Genomic DNA, 21,358 nt, shown 5'->3' with positions numbered 1-21,358 from the left:
ATAGATACTTTAACACCAAGAACAAGCTCTCTATTCAAGTAATTAGCAGACTTGACGCTCTATATTCATGCGCAAACCTGTTTTAACTATTTTTTACCAGTTTAATCCTTGGAGTCCTACTATTGGTGGGATTCAAACAATAATACTCACGTTTATCAAATACGCTCCGCCTGAGTTTGAGTTGCGACTGGTGGGTACAGAAGAAGACCCACACTTGCCTACAGGTAAGTGGCGAGAAGGCGAAATAGCAGGTAAAGTACTACACTTCATGCCGCTAATTAAGGTGCAGAAAGATAACTTCAGTAACCGGATACCGACCACACTCAAGTATACTGCTGCTCTTTTTGGTCGTTGTTTTGCTTCCGACTTTATGCACTTTTACAGAATTGAACCAACTATAGCAACTCTTCGTTGGCAGGGAGAGAAAACCCTTTTCGTTCAAAATGATGTTCAGAAGCAAGTGGAGCCTTCGTCGGGCAAAAACAATGCAATCCTTTGGCAACGTTTCCCAGCAGCTTATTTTGCCCTAGAACGTATACTTGTGGGGCAGTTTAGTCATATTCTATCTTGTAATACTGCATCGGTAGAATACTACCAACAGCATTACCCAGCGATTGCTGATCGCGTATCCTTCCTTAAAAATACAGTAGATAATGAGATTTTTTACCCGTTAACCTTGGACGAACGTGAAGAGCGAAGGCGTAACCTCGCCAGGCAGTTAGGTTTACCTGAGGATAAACGTTTTATTTTATTTGCTGGTCGTTTGCATCCCCAGAAAGACCCTGTGCTTTTGGTGCGCTCGATAGCTGTTTTAAACGAACCAAATGCACACCTAATCATAGCGGGTGAGGGAAGTTTAGAGAATGAGGTGCGTGCTGAAATTGTCCGCCTCGATCTATCCAAGCAGGTAACGATGCTTGGTCCGGTAGCTCAAAAAGAACTTGCGCATTTACAAAGGGTTTGTAGTGTTTTCGTCTTAACCAGTGCCTTTGAGGGTCTACCGTTTGTAGTCCTCGAAGCACTCGCTTGCGGCACACCTATAGTCACGACTAGATCTGGTGAAACACCAAATCTACTTTCTGCTAACAGCGGGATTGTTTGTGAAGAACGTACCCCAGATGCGATCGCAGATGCCTTGCGTAAAGTACTACTACATCCAGACAATTATCCCATCGAGGCTTGTGTCCGAGCTGCTGAGCCTTACAGTGCTAGTGCTGTAGTAGGTGCTGTCTACAGAGATATGTGGCACTACTGGGAGCAGCAAAACCTCAGTTCTAGAGTCCAAAACTGTTTTACAAGTTTCACATAACCTTTTAATAATGAAAATTGCTGTAATTGGTGCGAAAGGTTTACCAGCTAAGCAGGGTGGTATTGAGCATCATTGCCAAGAACTCTACTCTCGTATAGTCAAGCAAAATCACTCTGTGGACTTATTCGCCCGCTCCTCATACTCTGAATCATTGCACCATTATGATGTTCAAGGCATTCGGGTATTTCCTATACCTTCTGTAAAGTTTAAAGGAGTAGATGCGTTACTTTGTTCTGCAATTGCAGGAGTTGCTTCTAGCAGAATGGACTACGATATCGTTCACTTTCATGCCTTGGGTCCGAGTTTGTTTAGCTGGCTACCAAAATTTACTTCTACAAAAGTTGTTGTTACCTGTCATGGATTAGACTGGCAACGAGCCAAGTGGAGTAAAGCTTCCTCCCAGCTACTACAGCTTGGGGAGAAAACTGCTGTAAGGTGCGCCGATCGCCTAGTTGTTGTCTCAGAAGATCTGCGTTCTTACTTTACGCAAACTTATAGTAGAGAAACAACTTATATCCCCAATGCTCCGGCAAAATTTCCCAACTCAGATCCTGATTTCTCTTATGGCACATCGCTAGGTTTAGAGCAAAAGCGCTACATTCTGTTTCTTGGCAGACTAGTCCCTGAAAAACGCCCCGATCTACTAATTAAAGCTTTTCAAGCTCTTAAACCATTGGAATGGAAACTCGTTCTTGCTGGCGGTGTTAGCGATACAAATCAATTCGTCTCAAAGTTAGTTGAGATAGTAGCCAAGAGTACAGATATCGTGTTCACAGGCGAACTTCATGGCAGCCGTTTGGCAGAGATTGTTCGCGGGGCAGGGCTATTTGTACTTCCTTCTGAGTTGGAAGGGCTACCTTTGGCAATGCTAGAAGCAATGCAAGAAGGAGTTCCAGTGCTAGCTAGCGATATTCCACCCCATCAGCAACTCTTAGCTGAAGGGCGGGGAATGCTCTTCCAGTCGGGAAATTTAGAATCCTTTATTCATAGTTTGAACTGGGCAATTCATAATTCTCAGAACCTGAAGCTGATGGTCAAGAATGCACAAAGCTATATCCAAGCAAAATATAACTGGAATTACATTACCACTGAAACTTTGAGGTTGTACACCAGCCTTTATGCTTCGTCTAACAAACTTGAGCCACAACTTAAAGTGCAAACGGATTAACTAATGCTTCTATCTTAAAGTCCAAACATAACCCCAAGAAACATACCAACGAGATAAATTATGTTAAAAAACACACATGTGTATTAAGAACAATTACTCTAATAAAGGTTTAGTTAATGTGACTGATTTCAAACCTATGGTTGTACATTTTATAGAGCAGGCGCGATATCAAAATCAACTTGTTTGAATCGAGCAATTATACAACTAGATTTTATTTCGATTAAATCAGTATATTTTTTCTAACTTTGGTATAAAAAATACAATTTTTATTAGTGATGCAAGAGAGTATATCTTCCTTAAAATCAGTCTTTAAGCAGCATCGCTGGCCTGCTATATTTACCTTTATCTCTGTTATTTGCGGTTCACTCGTCTACCTTGTTGTCACACCACCTAAGTATGAAACGTCAGTGCGAGTCATGCTAAACGACAAGCAGTTAAGCGTTTCTGACATTGGTCGCGATCTCACTCAACTTTCTGAAATAGGGCAATCTAATCCAATTGCAACTCAAGCAGAATTAGCTCGCTCGGAACGAGTTTTAGTGCAAGCTGTAACCCAAGTCTCCCTAAAGGGAGTAAATGATGTTCCTAAAACTGAAACACTCAAAGACGACTTGCAAGTCACCACTATTCCCGCTACTAACATTTTGCAAATAAGCTATAAAAGTCAAAATCCTGTATTGACTTCTAGCGTGCTTAATGCAGTTGCAGGGGCAATGGTGAAGGAAAATGCCGAAGCAATTCGCTCTCAAGCTCGCTCAGCACGAGAATTTTTGGAAACTGAACTTCCTAAAAAGCGATCGCAACTTGCCTCCGCTGAAGCAGCGATTGCACAATACAAACAATCTCAAGGTATTGTCTCTATTTCTGATTCTGAAGGTAATGATAGCGCTCAAACACAAAATTTAGTTACAAGTCTTGCAGATTTAGATCGACAAGAACTAGCCTTATCTACTCAACTGCAAGATGCAATGGTGCGTAACAACTCGCTGCGGCAAACAACAGACGCTGACACACTCGAAAACGCCTACGCAATGGTGCGCGCTGGTCAAGATGAAGAACTCAAGCAATTACGTGCTAAGTTAGCAGACCTGGAGTCGCAAGTAGCGATCGCTCGTAAGCGCTTTACAGACAACAATCCAACCCTAATTAAGCTCATCGAACAGCGGGATGCTACCCGCACCCTATACACTCAAAACCTGTCTAAGCTGTCGCCTCAAAACAATTCAATTAACAGTTCTGCTGATATAGCATCTGATCCGGTTAGCCAGGATCTGGCGACAAAAGTTATCTTGAGTGAGATTGAAAAGGCAGGACTTGAAGCTAAACTAGCTCAAGTGCAAAATGCCAAAGCACAATTGCAGGCTCGTGTTAATCGTCTTCCAACCAAAGAACAAGCCCTAAATGCCTTAACTCGTCAGCGCCAAGACATTGCCACCTCTGTCGATTTGTTGCAAAAAAAATTAGAAGAAGCGCGGATTGCTGAGGTTCAACTAGCTAGCAATATCAGTATAATCGACACGGCTTCACCACCCGTAAACCCTAACTGGCCTAATAAACCAGTTGTGCTGATCGTAGCTACGCTAGCTGGTATGTTTCTGGCAGTTGGCGTTGTAGTGCTGCTAGATTTTTTAGATGGCACACTACGCAATGCTACTGAAGTTGGCAAGCTAGTAAAGCTACCCATCATTGGGGTGTTACCCCTGCTACCCGACTCTTCGCTGAATGTGGAGAACTCCGAATTTCTAAATAATTCAGGATTAGTTGAGCCTTATCGTAAACTCCTCTGGACAATACAATTTCGCAGCGATAAACACCTACAGGTCTTCGTTATTAGTAGCGCCCAGCCTGGAGAGGGAAAGTCTATTGTTGCCTCGCATCTAGCTGCCGTAGCAGCAATGTCATCTCGTCGAACTTTACTTATTGATACCAATTTACACTGTCCTACACAGCAAAAACTATTTAATTTAGTTGCTCGATCAGGGCTGACAGATGCGATCGATGGTCGTGTTACCCTGGCTAAAGCAGTACAGCAGACAACCATCAAGAATCTCTGGGTATTAGGTTGTGGTAAACCACATGCTAATCCCTCACGGTTTTCAGATTCAGCCCGAATGCAGACTTTGCTGGCTGAAGCGGCTGCTCAGTATGACTTAGTTATTATAGATACTCCATCAGTGACAAGCTCTGTTGATGCGATCGCTTTAAGTCACAACAGCGATGGTTTACTCTTGGTTACACGTCCAAACTTCACGCGAAAAGACACGCTGGTACAAGTAGTTTCCGACTTAACTAATAATCAAGTACCTATTTTAGGAATTACTCTAAATGGAATAAATTCACAGACAGAAAAATACTACCGCTATCCGGTCAAGGATTACCAGCCTCTAGAACACCAAAATTACGAGCGAAGAGTACTAGAAAATGTTGATCAGTGATCTCAAACTGCCTTCCTCACGTTTAGCTTTCTGGGTCAGTATCGGAGGTGTGGCAGTAGGTATAGTTGCAGGATTTCTCGCAGGCGCTCAACCGCTTTACTTGGGTTTAGCTATAGTTGCAGTAGTTGCAGTTATCTATTTTTTTGCAGACTTCGAGCGAGCAGTACTAGGCTTGCTGATTCTACGCAGTTCTCTTGATATTTTCTCTGCTCAGCAGATCCCAGCTGCATTTGCTATTGGAGTTGATGCCTTAACTTTGCTCTATGTAACTGTACAGTTGCTAACACACCAGAGTGTGCAAACTGATCGCTTTTGGTGGTTCTTCGCTGGCTGGGTAGCGCTACAAGGCTTATGGGTAATACTCTTACCTTTAGGCGGATTGGGACTTGATGCCTCAGTTCTGCCAGACAGTATCCGCGAATGGGTGCGAATATTTTCGTGGTTGGCGTTTTACTTATTGGTGATGCAACTTCAGGGGAGAGTCGCTCCCAACAAGATAATATCATTGCTATTTGTGTCACTCATTGTACCTGTTACAGTAGCGCTATTGCAGATGTTCGTGCCTAGTTCGCTTCTACCGCCCTTGCTATCAACTGAAAACGTAAGCGGTTTATATTCAGTAGAAGGAGCAAACAGAATTAAGGGGACTTTGGGTCATCCAAGTGGCTTAGCAACTTACTTGTTACTATTCATTGGTTTGACTTATTGGAAGTTGAAATTAACAAAGCGAAGTTTGCCTTTGCTAATTTTACTTGGCTTACTTGTTTTTGTCTTTGTGGGTAGCAAATCTTTATCTGGCTTAGCTATGCTTGGGACGTTTGTTTTAGTTGCAACTGCCTCTCAGTTGAAGTTAAAAAATGCGATCGCTGGAATACTTTTACTTGTAATAGTCCTAGGGCTATTTATTAGTACACCGTTTGGTCAAGAACGCCTCAACACCTTTGCTAACACGCCTCTTTTTAACCCTAACATAGATGTGTCGCGAGCAATTTTGCTGTCGCGCACAGATCTAAATAGTTTTAATTGGCGGCTTGCCCAATGGACTTTTCTGCTACAGTCTTGGCAAAATTCTCCGTTTTTAGGTCATGGCTTGTCAACTAGCCATTACCTGAGTGTCTTTCATAATTATGCCCATAATGATTACATTCGGGCGTTAGTAGAAGAAGGAATTGTGGGTCTAATAGCTTTTCTTGCCTTTCTTGGCGCTCAATTTATTCGACTTGTTTACTTACTGCGGACTACACCCCAAAACAGTCCACAACGAAACTTGTGCTTTATTTTATTAGCTATTTTGATATCTATGCTTGTAGCAATGGCTACTGATAATATCTGGAGACACACTCCTTTCTTTTTTTACTGGTGGAGCGTTTTTGCGGTTGCTGGTTGGAATTGGAATCAACAGCCTGCAAATAATTTGGTGGCAATCAATAGTAGAGGAACTAAGGTATGAATACTAATCTTAAATCGGTAGATACTATATTGAAATTAACAGAGGATACACAAAAACTGCTTCAGTGTCCAGTCTGTAAATCTAAATTAACATTGAGCGATCGCTCTTTTAAATGCAAGAATTTCCAATGCAAATCTGAGTTTCCTATAATTGATGGAATACCTATTTTGATTGACGATTCGGACAGCGTATTCGCGATCGCTGACTTTATAAATACTGAAAGTATCAAACTTAAACCGAAATCCAAACAAGAACGAATCCTGATCAACTTGATTCCCAGTATCGGAGAAAATCTCAAAGGCAAACAGAATTACAAAAAATTTGCCCAGATGTTATTGCAACAAAATATGAAATCTAGAGTTCTCGTAATTGGTGGTAGTGTCCTGGGTGAGGGAATGGACGCACTCTTGTCCTTTCCTGAAATTGAATTTGTCGAAAGCGACGTTTGTTTTGGTTCTCGTACTGCTTTAATATCTGACGCGCATGACATTCCCTTTGATGATAATTCGTTTGACGGTGTAATTATACAAGCTGTACTCGAACACGTTGTAGATCCGAATCGTTGCGTGGAAGAAATTCATCGAGTACTAAAAGATGATGGATTAGTTTATTCAGAAACTCCATTTATACAACAAGTACATTTGGGTAAATATGATTTTACTCGCTTCACTCATTTAGGACATCGTCGTTTGTTCAAAAAATTTGAAGAAGTTTGTAGTGGTGCTGCTTGTGGTTCAGCAATGGCACTAGCTTGGTCATATCAATACTTTCTTTTGAGTTTTGTCAAGGGACATAAAGCAAGAATGTTAGTCAAAGCTTTTGCAAGAATAACGTCATTTTGGTTGAAATATTTCGACTATTATTTAATTAATCAACCTGGTACATTTGATGCTGCATCATCATATTACTTTATGGGAAGAAAGAGCGATCGCATTCTGAGCGATCGCCAGCTACTTACCCAATATAAAGGGACGCAGTCAAGTTCTTTCTAGAATTCTTACTATCTTAGAATCAAGGCAATTTTTAATAAGTAAAAAAGTTTTTAGTATGCCGCAAGTATCTGTTATAATTCCCGCATACAATGCAATGAATTACCTTCCAGAGACGTTAGACAGTCTCCTCAAACAAACATTTGATGACTTTGAAACGATCATTGTTAATGATGGTAGCACTGATGAAATTGAGCGCTGGGCTGCCCAAATTACCGATCCACGAGTTAAGCTGATTTCCCAAGAAAATCGAGGCTTAGCTGCAGCAAGAAATACTGGAATTGCTCATGCTCAAGGAGAATATTTAGCCTTTCTGGATGCTGACGATCTTTGGAAACCGACCAAGCTAGAAAAGCAAGTGCAATCGCTCCAAAGCAACCCCGATGTAGGTTTAGTTTACACGTGGACAGTTGTAGCCGATCCAAACGGCAAACCCACAGGAAGAGTCTTCGCAAGTTTAGCAGAAGGTAACGTTTGGAAAAAACTAACTGAATTTAATATCGTCGGTTGCGGAAGCGTAGCTATGGTACGCCGTTCCTGCTTTGAAAAAGTGGGAGTATTTGATCGCAATTTAGGTTCTTGGGTTGAAGACTGGGATATGTGGCTGCGGATTGCCTCTAGCTATCCTTTCGCAGTCATAAAAGAACCTTTAGTTTATTATCGCCAACACTTAAACAATGGCTCTAAAAATTTGCAAGCAATGGAACAAAATTTTTATAAAGTAATCGAAAAAACATTTAATTCTGTTCCAGCAAACTTACAATTTTTAAAAAAACGCAGCTACGGTTTAACAAATCTCTTTTTAGCTTGGAAAGTATTACAAGCTAAAAATCAAGATTACAAACTGGTCAGTCATTACTGGAAGTTAGCATTTGTCAACTCTCCTCGCCTACTTTTCTTTCAATCTTTTATCAACTTGACTATCAGTATTGGCTTAATCAGATGCCTGGGGCTAAATGGTTACAATAAAACATTAACACTTATCAATAACTTACGTAGGCTTCCACTAAGTATTGGACAATAAAAGCAGAATTTTAATAGTTTATTAGACTTGAGCAATATATGACACTGATTTCTGTTATTATTCCAGCTTATAATGCTGAACAAACTATTAGGAAAACAATAGCAACTGTTCAGCAACAAACTTTTCAGGATTTTGAGTTAATTGTTATTAATGATGGCTCAAAGGATAGAACTTTAGAATTAGTTCAGAGTATCAAAGACGATCGCCTAAAAGTTTTCTCCTATGAGAATAGTGGAGTGTGTATAGCTCGCAATCGCGGTATATCTAACGCCATTGGAGAGTTTATTGCCTTTCTCGACGCTGATGATTTGTGGACACCAGATAAATTAGAGTTACAAGTAGCAGCCCTAGAGAAGAATCCACAAGTAGGTGTTGCTTATAGCTGGACTTGTTTCATGGACGTGGACGAACAGGGAGAAGCTTTATCGTTTCGCCCATCACCCCCATATTCTTTTACGGGTAATGTTTATGAAAAGCTGTTAGTCAGTGATTTTGTTCACAGTGGCTCAAATACATTGATTCGCAGGCAAGCAATTGATTCGGTAGGAAAGTTCGATCCTGCTTGTGCTGGCTGTGCAGACTGGGACTATTGGTTACGGCTAGCTGCTCGTTGGCACTTTATTGTCGTGCCTAAGCAGCAAATTTTCTATCGTCGCTCTCCTAGCTCGATGTCATCTAAAGTTGAGGTGATGAAAAAAGAAGCTATAGTTGCAATGGAAAAAGCATATCAAGCAGCTCCTCCAGAACTGCAATATCTTAAACGCTATACCCTCACTAACTTTCATAAGTATTCTGCCAGCTTATATTTACAACATCGCACTGATAGCGGTGCAATTAGCCAAGCTCAGCAACACTTATTATCAGCAATTCGCATACAACCTGCAACTTTACTAGATAAAACAATCCAAAAATTAGCATTCAAATTGTTGTTGAAACGAATTTTTCCACCACAAGTTGCTAATTATTTCTTGTATTGGGTGAGAAAACAAATTACTATTAGCGCTCCTAGAGTTTAATGATGAAAAAACGTTCTACATTAGAGCAAACTGAGCAAAGCGATATACATGAACCTACAGTCCGACTTTCTGATGCTAATAGTTCTCCAGAACCAGCGATCGCTTTACTCCACTGTTACGATCTGATTGATGATTTTTTAGATAGCATCAACATTTCATTCGAGACTTTCTGTAAAGAATTTGTCGGTAGCTGGATGTTTGGCTACGTTAATGCTTTAAAACAAAGCGGAGTACGGACAGTACTGTTTTGCATTTCAGCGCGGATTGACCAACCATCACGCTTTATTCATCTGCCTACTGGAACCAAGATTTGCGTGCTGCCTGCTGCTAAGATTTATCATGCCTACCGTGCTGTACGGCGTAAGTCGCTGAATGCTTACGGAGGAAGCGAGGCTCCATCCTTTAAGGATATTCAGGATGAAAATCAGACCCGCCATTCGTTCCTGACAATTATTAAGGAACTAGCTAAGAGCCTGGGAACTTACTTATCAACGCCACTAGCTGTATTAGCACGCGAACTAGAGCGCGAGAACTGTCAAGCTATCCTATGTCAAGAATATGAATATGCTCGCTTTGACACTTGTGTGCTTTTGGGGCAGTTGATGCGCCTACCAGTGTTCGCAACTTTTCAAGGAAGCGCTCAAACTCATAGCTTTGTTGAAGTGCCGCTGCGATATCTATCGTTTCGTTTATGCACGAGTGTAATTATCCCAACCAAAACTGAGATTGAGCGAGTGCGCGCGCGTTACGGCATATCGTCTAGCAAAATAGCTCAAATTTTCAACCCACTAGATTTAGCATCATGGCAAGCTATTGACCGCAGCAAAGCACGGGCAGAACTTGATATTCCCCTTGACGCTAAGGTTGTTGTGTGGCACGGACGAGTTGAGATCGAGCGCAAAGGACTAGATATTTTGTTGAAGGCTTGGAAACAAATTTGCGACAGTCGCCCCGATAAAGACTTGCGCCTGCTACTAGTGGGAACAGGTAGTGATGCTAATCAATTTCGCCAGCACCTTAGCACCATGCAGTTAAAGGGCGTGCAATGGCTAAACGAGTTTGTCAGCGATCGCACCATAATTCAGCAATACCTCTGCGCAGCCGATGTTTATACTCTCCCATCTCGACAAGAAGGTTTTCCTGTCGCGCCAATCGAAGCCATGTCCTGTGGCTTGCCTGTGGTAGCTGCTGACGCTCCTGGCGTACCCGACATTTTGGCAGGGGATGAGGCTGCTGGTGGAATAGTCGTCCCGCGTGGTGATGCTACAGCACTAGCATCAGCAATTGGTCGAGTTTTGGACGATGAAGCTTGGAGTCGAGAGTTAGGTCAACATGCTCGCTACCGTGCTGAGAGTTGCTTTTCACCTGAAGTAATTGGCCAACAACTACGTAATGTTCTCTTGACCCAATACAGACAAAGAAGTAACAGTACTAATTTTTCCTAATGGTAGTCAATAGGCTAAAGCAGATATTATCCGGAGAATTTATTCGTAATGTTGGCTGGCTGGGTGGAGCAGAGCTAGTCAATCGGATCTTTCGCTTAGGAACAACAGTTACCCTAGCTCGTACGTTCAGTACCGAAGATTACGGACTAACGGCAGTGATTTACACAATTTATGAATTTGCTACTGTCTTCACCCTCAGACATGGTATAGGAGCCAAGATTATTCAGACTAAGGAAGAGGATGTCAAAACTGTATCAGATACATCCTACTGGTTGAATTGGATTCTGTGTATCTCAATTTTTGTGATTCAGTGCCTTGCGGCTTTTCCTATTGCCTACTTTTATAACAATAGTAATCTTGTTTTGCCTCTCTGCACTATTGCCTTAGTCTATATAATGTTTCCTTTATTTTTGGTAAATTCTGCTCTAGTAGAACGTGAAAACCGATTAAAGGTTACAGCAATATGTAATGCAACTCAAGCATTAATTAGCAATATTATTATTGTCACTTTCGCTCTTTTGGGTATGGGAGTCTGGGCTATAGTTTGGGCTATGCTGCTATCCACTCCAGTATGGATTATTATCAACTGGAGAAATCATCCTTGGCGACCTCCTAAACATCTCACTTTTAAACAGTGGCAAGAAATCGTAAAATTTGGCAAAGATTTGATCGGCATTGACTTATTAAATAAGCTAAGAATGCACTTAGATTATTTAATAGTTGGAAAGTTTTTAGGTATTAATGAATTAGGACTTTACTATTTCGCCTTCAATGCTGGTTCTGGAATTACAATGAACATATCCTATAACTTTACTTTGGCTTTATACCCTCACATTTGTGCTGTACGCAATAACTATGAATATTTGAAGGAGCGCTATTTTAAAAGTGTAAAAACAATTGCTACATTTATAGTCTCACTTGTGATTTTACAGTCAGTTTTAGCACCAATTTACGTGCCAATTATCTTTGGTCAAAAGTGGACAGCAGCAATTCCTGTGTTGATATTGGTTTGTCTGTCTGTTATTCCTCGTACCTTTAAGGATGCTTCTTCTATGCTCTTAAATGCAGTGGATAAAACTCGCATTACTCTCTCCTACGATGTCATCTATACTGTAATCTTTATAGCATTCTTACTAATCTCAGTGAGATGGGGTATATTTTGGTTATCTCTAACGGCACTGATGATTCATATTTTGCTTTCAGTTATATTTAATATATTGGCAATTAAACTAGTATTTAGTAGATTTACTTTACTGCCAAATTTTTATAAGAAATTGAAATTATAAAACATTATTTTGAACAATAGAAAAACTTTAAATAACTGATTTAGAACTATAAATTTGCCTAAAGTTAGTTGTTCATATCTCGTTTAAGCAAAAGAATTGTGTTAGGCAAAAGGCGTATTATATTCACCTTTATAACTTAATTTAACTTCAACACTCTACTATGCATAAAAATCAAACTCACGTTGCGTTTTACATATATCAGCTTCATGGTGGCGGGGCAGAGCGAGTTTTAGTCAACTTGATGCAATACTTTATCCGGCAAGGATTGAAAATCGATCTCGTGCTTAACAGCGTCACAGGACCTTACTTGCCACAAGTTCCATCAGAAGTCAGAATCGTTGACTTGAATGCACCAAAGCCATTTCGACACGGTATTCCTCAACTAATGCGTTACCTGAGAAATGAGAAACCTTCGATCATGGTTGTCAGTTTGCATCCATGTATCGAAGCTGCTTTGGTAGCAAAATTACTTACATTTTCCTCTACGCAGATTGTTGTGCGTGAAGACAGTAACCTTTCGTTAGATGCAAAAATGTCAACAGGCAGAGTTCACCGTGCACCTCTTTTTGCCAAGCTATTGTATCCTTGGGCTCATAAGATTATAGCTGTATCACAAGGCGTAGCTGCAGATTTAGTACAAATTACTGGTATGCCAAAGAAGCGTATAGAGGTTATTTATAACCCAATAGTGACTCCTAATTTGGGTAAAAAATCTCAAGAATCTGTAGAGCACTCTTGGTTTAAACCTGGAGAGCCGCCAGTCATCATAGGAGTGGGCAGATTAGTGCCACAAAAAGACTTTCCTATGCTGATTCAAGCTTTTGCTCAGGTACGAAAAGTACGCCCATGCCGGCTAATGATTTTAGGACAAGGAAGCGAGCAGCAGAATCTCAATAACCTAATAGCTAAATTAGGTTTAGAAAATGATGTAACTATGCTTGGCTTTGTGCAAAATCCATATTCTTATATGGCTAAAGCAAAGGTGCTAGCTTTGTCTTCAGCTTGGGAGGGTTTTGGTAACGTAATTGTTGAAGCTATGGCTGTGGGAACACCTGTAATCTCTACTGATTGCCAAAGTGGTCCTGCTGAGGTTCTTGCTAATGGCAAGTATGGATGGCTAGTACCAGTAGGTGATAGCAAAGCTATGGCCGAGGCAATTTTGAGTGTATTATCTGGTAGCTCCAAGCCTGTTGATGCAGGTTGGCTAGACCAATTTAATCTAGAATCTGTCTGCCAAAAATACTTAGACACACTACGTATTCCAAAGTTTGTTTTTGAAGCAGGCGTTGCTAAGTAAATCTCTCACCTTGAAAGCTGCGCTCGTCACCAAAATTCTAAGTTGGCTAGGCTTTCACAAGATTTACTAGATTCACATCTTGCACTTAGCGGTTTCAACCGCAGCTAATCAGACAAAACCTGCGTAGGCAGGTTACAAACACCTCGATTTTTCGTTAGTCCGCGCCGGCGGAAAGAGTTTGTATAGCCGCGAATTCCATTCGCAAGGCTTGGTGCAAGATATAACCTAGAGTAATATTCTTAAGGTGGTCAATCGCTGGTCACGCCCAGCCTTTTTATACTCATCCTGATCAGCTATATGCGTCTCAATTTCCGATTGGCGGTGCCATAGAAACTCGTGGTGTACCACCGCCTCCGACACTATTTGGTCCATTATTGTCAATGATGTAAAGCGCTTTGAACAGCTTCGTAAGGTCGTTGTAAAAAGTTCCACTTGTACCATAAAATTCATAGCCAAAGGTAGCACGGAACTCCTCCAAGACTCCCTTTTCCATCGATAAGTAGTGTGCATCCCCAGCAGAATCATCAACAACGTAACCTCCATAATTTTGGAGTGCGTGGAAGAGTTTTCGTCCAGCGGGTGTCTGAAGACCAAGGCTTGCTCTTGTCACATTTGGTGGGATTGCTAGCAGTGTCCCCATCACAAGTTTAGGATTAGTACCTTTGTAGTGCTGGGCAGCATAGCTATCAGCGCGATCTGCTGGCCAGCGATATCCTGGATTAGATGAGGAATAGTGTAAATATTTGTTTGCCCAAAGGTTTATTTTCAATGCATGACGAATAGGTTTAGTACCCGTGAGTTCGCCTAGACGAATTGAGCCACCGATACTTGAAAGACCAGATCCTCCGCGACCTCCACGTAACCCATCTCCGTAGATACTGACGTCCTCAGTACGCCATCCGTACACATTTCCTCCCGCAGTACAACGTGTAAGCGGGTTAAGCTGTACGAGCGTTTTCCCATCAGGTAAGAGGAAAGCAGCCGCATTGTTAGGCGTACTGTATCTAGTAGCATCTGGAACGATTAGATCATCAGGAAGCTGTAGCGTTCCTTGAGGGGAAGTTCCCGTGCAACGTCCGGGTCCCCAGGCGCCAGGGATATAGACCGACCGCACAGGATTGTCAGCTTTGAGCTTATACAAGTATTCCACATCCGCCGATACCCATTCTGCCTTCTGAATGTTTGCTGGCACGTAGCGTGCGTTTGAGCCAATAGGCATATTCCAAGGAGATGTGGATGCAAAAGGCCACAGCCACTTATTCCGTGTAGGACGTAGCTTATTGGTAGCAAGGATGGTACTATCACTAGTACCGATATTGGAGTTAAAGTTAGCGGTTTTGTTAGCAGCTATTGTTGAATAATTTCCAACACCAATACCAACCGTTATACTCAGAACAAGTGCACTTTTGCTAGGCAATAGAAGCTTCTTTATTCCTGAGCAACAAATAATGTACATAATTTCTAACATTACTTGAAAACAACTAGGGTATGCTCACAAAAGTTAGTTTCTGTGAACTAGTGATTAAATTATATTTTCGTTGTCACTTGAAGTACTTCAGTATAATTCAGTAAATTCTGCACAGGTGAATTTTAGTTTGGTGATTTTACGATCATGTTGCTATGACCTGGCTGTGGGTAGTGCTAAATAAGTAATGATCCATTAATGATTGGTCTTGCAGATCTACTTTTACGAGTTTTTGTACTGTAGTCAGATAACTTATACCTATTCATATACGCGATCGCAAACAGGTCATTTGCATACTTAAACTAAAGTAGGTGAAAGTTAAAGAAAATGAATAAAGCTAAAAAACAGTTATGAAGACTGAAAAAAAATAAGTATTTTCACAGTGATAGCCTCGAGAGAAGCGAGCAAGTTGCAAAGTCTCTTATAGGTAAGTATTTGCAACATCATTGGCGAATCACCAGAGTGAGTGGCTATCTTGTACCTAGCAGAGGTTAAGAATTACCACCAGCTATAAGCTCTCAAGAAATGCGTAAAAGCAAATTCTACAAGATACCAAGCTCAATACTTTCATTCAGCAAAGATATCTGAGTTGCTAAACAGCATTTGTATATAGTGGAACAAATTAATTCCCTTCCACCTCATACGGAAGGTTATTCTCAATGAAAGAGGCACAGACAATTAGACAACTGCTACCACTGCTCAAGCCTTATCCTTGGGTAATTCCATTAATCATCATCTTAGGGCTATTGTCTTCTCTGTCGGAAGGATTGGGAATTAGTTTATTTATCCCTTTTCTTCAAAGTTTGGAGCAAACAACTTCTCAATCAGTCAGCAGCAATTTATTATTAAATTTTCTCAATCAATTATTTATTTACGTTCCGTCCAATCATCGTCTTTTAATTATTCCCTTAGGCATATTCAGTAGTGTTCTTCTCAAAAATTGCCTTTCCTACAGCAATGCGATTCTTTTTTCTTGGCTCTACTCACATATTAGTTATCGATTACGCTCCAGTGTTTTTAAGCAACTACTGAAAGTAAGCTACAGCTTTTTAGATTCTAATCAATCAGGTAAACTGCTGAACACACTAGCCACTGAAACCTGGCGAGCCTGTGATGCCCTGTCACTCTTGGTTGACCTCGTTATCAGTACCTGTACAATTTTTGTTTTTGTCATGCTGCTACTGCTTGTCTCTTGGCAACTAACTTTATTGGTTGCAGTAGCCCTGATACTAATTTCGTTCAGTATCCAGCAAGTGTCACGCCAAGCAAAGCAGCTGGGGAAACAGGCAGTGCAAGCGAATGATCATCTTGCCAACCGAATGCTCGAAGGGTTTTATGGTATGAGGCTCATTCGGGCTTTTGGTCAAGAATCTTACGAGCAGAAGCGTTTTGACCAAGCATCAGCGCAGGTGCGTAATACTTCTATGAAGCTCGATCAGCTTTACGCGACTATAGAGCCGCTGTCTGAAGTTCTCTCTGCTGCTCTACTGCTATGCATTCTAGTCATCGCACTTCTTCAAGACCGAGCTACCCTACCGACCTTGCTAACTTTTATCTTTATTCTCTATCGTCTACAACCCAAGGTGAAGCAGTTAGATAGTGCCCGAGTTGGTCTGAATGCTTTGATACCTTCTGTAGAGGATGTCATGTCCTTTCTAGACTGTTCAGATAAACCATATATTCGCTCTGGTCGAACTTCCTTCAAAGGTCTGAAGCAAGCCATTTATTTTGAATCTGTTTCCTTTTGCTACAACCCCCTGGATAAATCTGCATTGCGTAACGTTTCCATCCAAATTCCACGAGCTAAAACTACTGCCTTAGTGGGTTCTTCAGGTGCAGGTAAATCCACACTGATTAGCCTAATCTGCCGATTCTACGACGTTACGGAGGGAGAGATTTATGTAGATGATTGCCCGTTGCGTCAGCTTAATCTTACTGACTGGCGTAGCCGCATTGCCATTGTTAGTCAGGATATTCATATTTTCAATGCAACTGTGCGGGAGAACATCGCTTATGGTCGATTAGAGGCGACAGAAGCCGAAATTATAGCAGCAGCTAGACAAGCCCATGCCCAGGAATTTATCAGCAATCTACCTCAAGGCTACGATACCCAAGTAGGGGATCAGGGGATTCGCCTTTCAGGCGGACAGCGACAGCGTATTGCCTTAGCGCGTGCCATTTTACGCAACCCAGAAATTCTGATTTTAGATGAAGCTACTAATGCGCTTGATAGTGTCTCGGAGCATCTAATTCAGAAGGCAATCAACACCTTTAGTCAGGATCGTACAGTAATTGCGATCGCCCATCGCTTATCGACGATAGAACAAGCCGATCAGATTGTGGTGTTGGATGAGGGACGAGTCGTCGAACAAGGTAACTTACAGCATTTGTTAAAACTCAATGGCATGTTTGCCAAACTCTACCACCTGCAATACCGCAGTGTGCTGACTTAAGACCAAGTGTGTCTCATATGCCCTATACCATTACTGAAATCGAAGTTACACAACCCCTACCTACCATCTGCGTTCCTGAGAGCGATACAGGTATCGCTTTGATCCTGCGGCGCAAAGATAGACTAATTGGCTTTTTGATGAAAGCACTACCAGCAAAAAGTGTGCTTACCCCTGAAGAATTAGCTCAATTAATCAGCCGAGAAGTCGGAACAAAACTACTTCAGGAAAGTATCCGAGAAGAACTAGTTTCTCCTGCGACTGCGACTCATTTGCCCTCACTAACAGTTGCTATCTGTACTAAGGATCGTCCTAAAAACCTGGCTCGCTGCTTAAAATCTTTACTGAACTTAAAACAGCCTATATCAAGAGCTTCTTATTGCTTTGAAATTTTAGTTATTGATAATGCTCCTACTAATGAACAAACCCAAGAATTGGTCGCCTCACTGCCAAGTGTGCGCTACGTTCGAGAACCTAAACCAGGTTTAGACTTTGCTCGCAATCGAGCTTTGCACGAAGCAACTAGCGAAATTTTAGCCTTTGTTGATGATGATGTAACGGTAGACCGGAGATGGCTGGATGGACTGATGGAAGCATGGGTAGAAAATCCAGATGCAGCTGCTTTCACAGGACAAGTTTTACCTTACGAATTGACCACAAAAGCGCAAATTCTAGCAGAACAAAATGGGGGCTTTCGTAATGGTTTTGAGAAAATCCGTTATGGACAAACCTTACCTGGCTATTACATGTACCCTTGCGGAGCCGGAATGTTTGGAAATGGATGTAATATGGCATTTCGCCGAGAGGTTTTACAGAAATTAGGCGGATTCGATGAGGCTCTTGATACAGGATTCCCTCTTCCAGGCGGCGGTGACTTAGATATTTTTTATCGAGTAATTCGGGCAGGCTACCCACTGGTATATGAACCTCAATATTTAGTATTTCACCAACATCGTCAAGAATATAAAAAACTGCGCCACCAATATTGTCAAAGTTGGGGTATGGGCTTTATGGCTTTTGTAGTCAAGTCTTATCAAAGTGATCCATCCCAACGCTCCAAGCTGCGCCGTATCGTTGGCTGGTGGTTTAAGGATCAGTTGCGCCGCCTGCTGAAAAGTTTGGTAGGTCGTTATATCTTGCCCCCAGACATAGTTTTAGCGGAACTGTGGGGGGGTGTTGTTGGGCTTTTGGGAGAATATTCCCGCTCCTTAGCACGTATTGAACAAATCCGGAGGCAATGCTCATGAGCGCTTTTATCCTCTGGGAGATTCTACACCTCACGTTTAATGCTAGTAGCAGGGAAATCAAATGAACAGCAAACCATTAGTCTCGGCGATCGTGATTTTCTTAAACGCTGAGAAGTTCATTCAAGAAGCCATAGAGAGCGTATTTGCTCAGACTTATGACCACTGGGAACTTTTGCTAGTAGACGATGGCTCAACTGACAGTAGTACTGCCACTGCCCAGCACTATGCAACACGACACCCAAAAGTGCGCTATTTAGAGCACGATAATCATCAAAATCGTGGTATGAGTGCGACGCGCAACTTGGGTATTCGCAATGCCAGAGGTAAATATATTGCCTTCTTGGATGCTGATGATGTGTGGTTGCCCCACAAATTGGAACGGCAAGTCGCAATCCTGGATTCACAGCCTGAGGCTGCTATGGTTTACGGGTCCACTCAATATTGGTACAGCTGGACAGAGAAACCTGAAGATATTCAACGCGACTTTGTGCCAGATCTGGGTGTTCAACCCGACACTTTATTTAAACCACCAACGCTGCTAACTGCCTGCTATCCCTTAGGAAAAGCTAGTGCCCCATGCCCCTCGGATCTTTTACTACGCCGTGAGGTGGTGGAACGGATAGGGGGGTTTGAAGAAGACTTTCGGGGTATGTACCAGATGTACGAAGATCAAGCCTTTTTGACAAAGGTGTACCTCAAAGAAACTGTATTTGTAGCAAATGAGTGTTGGGACAGGTATCGACTGCACCCTGATTCTTGCAGTTCTATGGTGACGAAGGCAGGACAATACCATTCCGTTCGGCTAGTTTTTTTGAATTGGCTAGCAAAGTATTTGTCCGCGCAAGGAGTCAAGGATAACGAGATCTGGCAGATGCTACGAAAAGCACTGTGGCCCTATCAACATCCGCGCTTGTACCGGCTATTGGAACTTGCTCAGCATCTGAGAAAGCATATGAAAGAAGTTGTTGAAACTGATCAGGCGGCACAAATGAAAGGACTCTTGAAGTCAATAGGACGGCGAACATTGCCTGTCCATATTCGCCGCTGGTTACGGACTCAACAGCACCACAAATATTATCCCCCAGTGGGATGGGTACGCTTTGGTAACTTGCGAAGAGTAACACCAATTAGCCAAGAATTTGGTTTTGACCGAGGTCTTCCGGTTGACCGCTACTACATTGAGAACTTTCTTGCCAGCCATGCTAATGATATTCAAGGGCGTGTACTAGAGATCGGAGACAACTCCTATACTCGCAAGTTTGGTGGCGATCGCGTTACGAAAAGTGATGTACTACACGTGGCAGAAACCAACACAGACGCCACCATCTTCGGCGATCTCACCTGTGCTGACCATATTCCCTCAAATACCTTCAACTGCTGTATCCTGACGCAGACGCTCCACCTCATTTACGATGTGCCAGCAGCACTCAAGACGCTCTACCGCATTCTCAAGCCAGGTGGAGTTGCACTAGTAACATTTCCAGGTATCAGCCAAATCAGCAACGACGAGTGGGGTGATTCTTGGTATTGGAGTTTCACCAGCCTGTCAGCACAGCGGTTGTTCGAGGAGGTTTTTCCAACAGCAGTCAATGTTGAGACTTATGGAAATGTGCTGGCGGCAACTGCGTTTCTGCAAGGGCTAGCAACAGAGGAACTGCATCGAGAAGAACTAGACTACCGCGATCGCAATTATCAAGTCATCATCACAGTCAGAGCGCTGAAACCTGAGGTGGCGTCGTGAGGATATGCGGACTCAGTAAATTGCGGCGGATTGCTAGACGACTCAAAAACAGATTCGAGCCAGGGGGACTCATCCTACTTTATCACCGCGTGGCTGAAGTGGACTCGGACCCTTGGTCGCTGTGTGTGACTCCACAGCACTTTGCCGAACACCTTGAAGTTTTGCAAAAATACGGTTGCCCGATGCCACTGCAGCAATTAACTCAGAATCTTCAGGATGGAAAGCTTACACACCGCTCAGTCAGCATTACCTTCGACGATGGTTATGCTGATAATCTCCACAATGCCAAACCGCTGCTAGAGGGCTACGACATCCCTGCAACAGTTTTCTTGACTAGTGGCTATATTGGGCACGAGCGTGAATTTTGGTGGGACGAACTAGAACGGCTACTTTTGCAACCTGGGACACTACCAGAAACGCTTCATCTCAGCATTGACGGCAATACCTACCAATGGAAGTTAGGCGAAGCAGCTGATTATACCGAGGAGGCATATCAACGCCATTGTTGCTGGCAGTTTGAACACAAGGATACCCCTAGTCAGCGCCATGCTCTCTATCGCTCAGTGTATCAACTACTATGCTTTTTACGCGCAGGCGATCGCCAAAAAGTGCTAGACGATCTCCTTGTATGGTCTGGTACCGAGCTAGAGAACCGCCCAACTCACCGCTGTCTTTCAGTAGCGCAAGCGATCGCCTTAGAACAAGAAGGACTGATTGAAATCGGCTCTCATACGGTGACACACCCGTTTCTCTCTACACTTCCGTTGGCTTTGCAACAAGATGAAATTCTGCAAAGTAAAGCCCAGTTGGAGAAGATCGTAGGTCATGCAGTGAGTAGCTTTGCATATCCTCATGGCAACTATACGGCAGAGACAGCTACCCTTGTTCGCCAAGCCGGATTTACCTGTGCCTGCTCCACAGATGCTGAGACTGTCTGGTCACACACCAACGGCTTTCAGCTTCCTCGTGTTGTAGTTGAGGACTGGGATGGGGAAGAGTTTGCTCGTCGATTGAAGGAGTGGTTTGATGGCTGAAT

The 21,358-nt window shown here is 42.5% G+C and carries 15 protein-coding genes; 14 read left to right on the top strand and 1 reads right to left on the bottom strand.

The window, feature by feature from the left end:
* Window positions 1–67: 67 nt before the first annotated feature.
* The 10 genes from CSQ79_RS07275 to CSQ79_RS07230 all read left to right on the top strand — a co-directional run bounded on the left by CSQ79_RS07275 (window position 68) and on the right by CSQ79_RS07230 (window position 13,419).
* Window positions 68–1,309, top strand: a complete 1,242-nt coding sequence (locus CSQ79_RS07275; RefSeq protein WP_099700514.1) for a glycosyltransferase — start codon at window positions 68–70, stop codon at window positions 1,307–1,309.
* A 10-nt stretch (window positions 1,310–1,319) separates the two neighbouring features.
* Window positions 1,320–2,477: a glycosyltransferase family 4 protein gene (locus CSQ79_RS07270; RefSeq protein ID WP_099700513.1), complete on the top strand. Its 1,158-nt coding sequence runs from the start codon at window positions 1,320–1,322 to the stop codon at window positions 2,475–2,477.
* Between the two features lie 275 nt (window positions 2,478–2,752).
* Window positions 2,753–4,912 carry a GumC family protein gene (locus CSQ79_RS07265; protein WP_099700512.1) on the top strand — a complete coding sequence of 720 codons (2,160 nt, stop codon included), beginning with the start codon at window positions 2,753–2,755 and terminating at the stop codon, window positions 4,910–4,912.
* Window positions 4,899–6,362, top strand: a complete 1,464-nt coding sequence (locus CSQ79_RS07260; protein ID WP_099700511.1) for an O-antigen ligase family protein — start codon at window positions 4,899–4,901, stop codon at window positions 6,360–6,362. Before CSQ79_RS07265 ends, CSQ79_RS07260 begins: the two co-directional genes overlap by 14 nt.
* On the top strand, window positions 6,359–7,354 hold the full coding sequence (locus tag CSQ79_RS07255) for a methyltransferase domain-containing protein (RefSeq protein WP_099700510.1): 996 nt from the start codon (window positions 6,359–6,361) through the stop codon (window positions 7,352–7,354). The genes CSQ79_RS07260 and CSQ79_RS07255 overlap by 4 nt, the downstream gene beginning before the upstream one ends.
* 55 nt (window positions 7,355–7,409) lie before the next feature.
* Window positions 7,410–8,375 carry a glycosyltransferase family 2 protein gene (locus CSQ79_RS07250; protein ID WP_099700509.1) on the top strand — a complete coding sequence of 322 codons (966 nt, stop codon included), beginning with the start codon at window positions 7,410–7,412 and terminating at the stop codon, window positions 8,373–8,375.
* Between the two features lie 38 nt (window positions 8,376–8,413).
* Window positions 8,414–9,391, top strand: coding sequence for a glycosyltransferase family 2 protein (locus CSQ79_RS07245; RefSeq protein WP_099700508.1), 978 nt, complete (start codon window positions 8,414–8,416; stop codon window positions 9,389–9,391).
* Window positions 9,391–10,836, top strand: a complete 1,446-nt coding sequence (locus CSQ79_RS07240; RefSeq protein WP_099700507.1) for a glycosyltransferase family 4 protein — start codon at window positions 9,391–9,393, stop codon at window positions 10,834–10,836. The genes CSQ79_RS07245 and CSQ79_RS07240 overlap by 1 nt, the downstream gene beginning before the upstream one ends.
* On the top strand, window positions 10,836–12,122 hold the full coding sequence (locus CSQ79_RS07235) for a lipopolysaccharide biosynthesis protein (protein WP_099700506.1): 1,287 nt from the start codon (window positions 10,836–10,838) through the stop codon (window positions 12,120–12,122). Before CSQ79_RS07240 ends, CSQ79_RS07235 begins: the two co-directional genes overlap by 1 nt.
* 160 nt (window positions 12,123–12,282) lie before the next feature.
* On the top strand, window positions 12,283–13,419 hold the full coding sequence (locus CSQ79_RS07230; RefSeq protein WP_099700505.1) for a glycosyltransferase: 1,137 nt from the start codon (window positions 12,283–12,285) through the stop codon (window positions 13,417–13,419).
* 304 nt (window positions 13,420–13,723) lie between these two features.
* Here CSQ79_RS07230 and CSQ79_RS07225 read toward each other — a convergent pair whose 3' ends face one another.
* Window positions 13,724–14,836: a hypothetical protein gene (locus CSQ79_RS07225; RefSeq protein ID WP_289500767.1), complete on the bottom strand. Its 1,113-nt coding sequence runs from the start codon at window positions 14,834–14,836 to the stop codon at window positions 13,724–13,726.
* 707 nt (window positions 14,837–15,543) lie between these two features.
* On the opposite strand from CSQ79_RS07225, the gene CSQ79_RS07220 reads away from it, so the two are divergent.
* The 4 genes from CSQ79_RS07220 (at window position 15,544) to CSQ79_RS07205 (ending at window position 21,356) form a co-directional block, all read left to right on the top strand.
* Window positions 15,544–17,337 (top strand): ABC transporter ATP-binding protein, encoded by a 1,794-nt coding sequence (locus tag CSQ79_RS07220; protein WP_099700504.1) that lies wholly within the window; start codon window positions 15,544–15,546, stop codon window positions 17,335–17,337.
* A gap of 17 nt (window positions 17,338–17,354) precedes the next feature.
* A complete protein-coding gene (locus CSQ79_RS07215) occupies window positions 17,355–18,581 on the top strand; it encodes a glycosyltransferase family 2 protein (RefSeq protein ID WP_099700503.1) in 1,227 nt (408 codons plus the stop codon).
* A gap of 61 nt (window positions 18,582–18,642) precedes the next feature.
* Window positions 18,643–20,322 (top strand): glycosyltransferase, encoded by a 1,680-nt coding sequence (locus tag CSQ79_RS07210; protein WP_099700502.1) that lies wholly within the window; start codon window positions 18,643–18,645, stop codon window positions 20,320–20,322.
* Window positions 20,319–21,356: a polysaccharide deacetylase family protein gene (locus CSQ79_RS07205; protein WP_099700501.1), complete on the top strand. Its 1,038-nt coding sequence runs from the start codon at window positions 20,319–20,321 to the stop codon at window positions 21,354–21,356. The genes CSQ79_RS07210 and CSQ79_RS07205 overlap by 4 nt, the downstream gene beginning before the upstream one ends.
* Window positions 21,357–21,358: the final 2 nt, after the last annotated feature.

The organism is Gloeocapsopsis sp. IPPAS B-1203 (assembly GCF_002749975.1).
Classification (GTDB): Bacteria; Cyanobacteriota; Cyanobacteriia; order Cyanobacteriales; family Chroococcidiopsidaceae; genus Gloeocapsopsis.
Note: the sequence above shows the minus strand (reverse complement) of the source record. Positions and strands in the feature narration are given on the sequence as shown.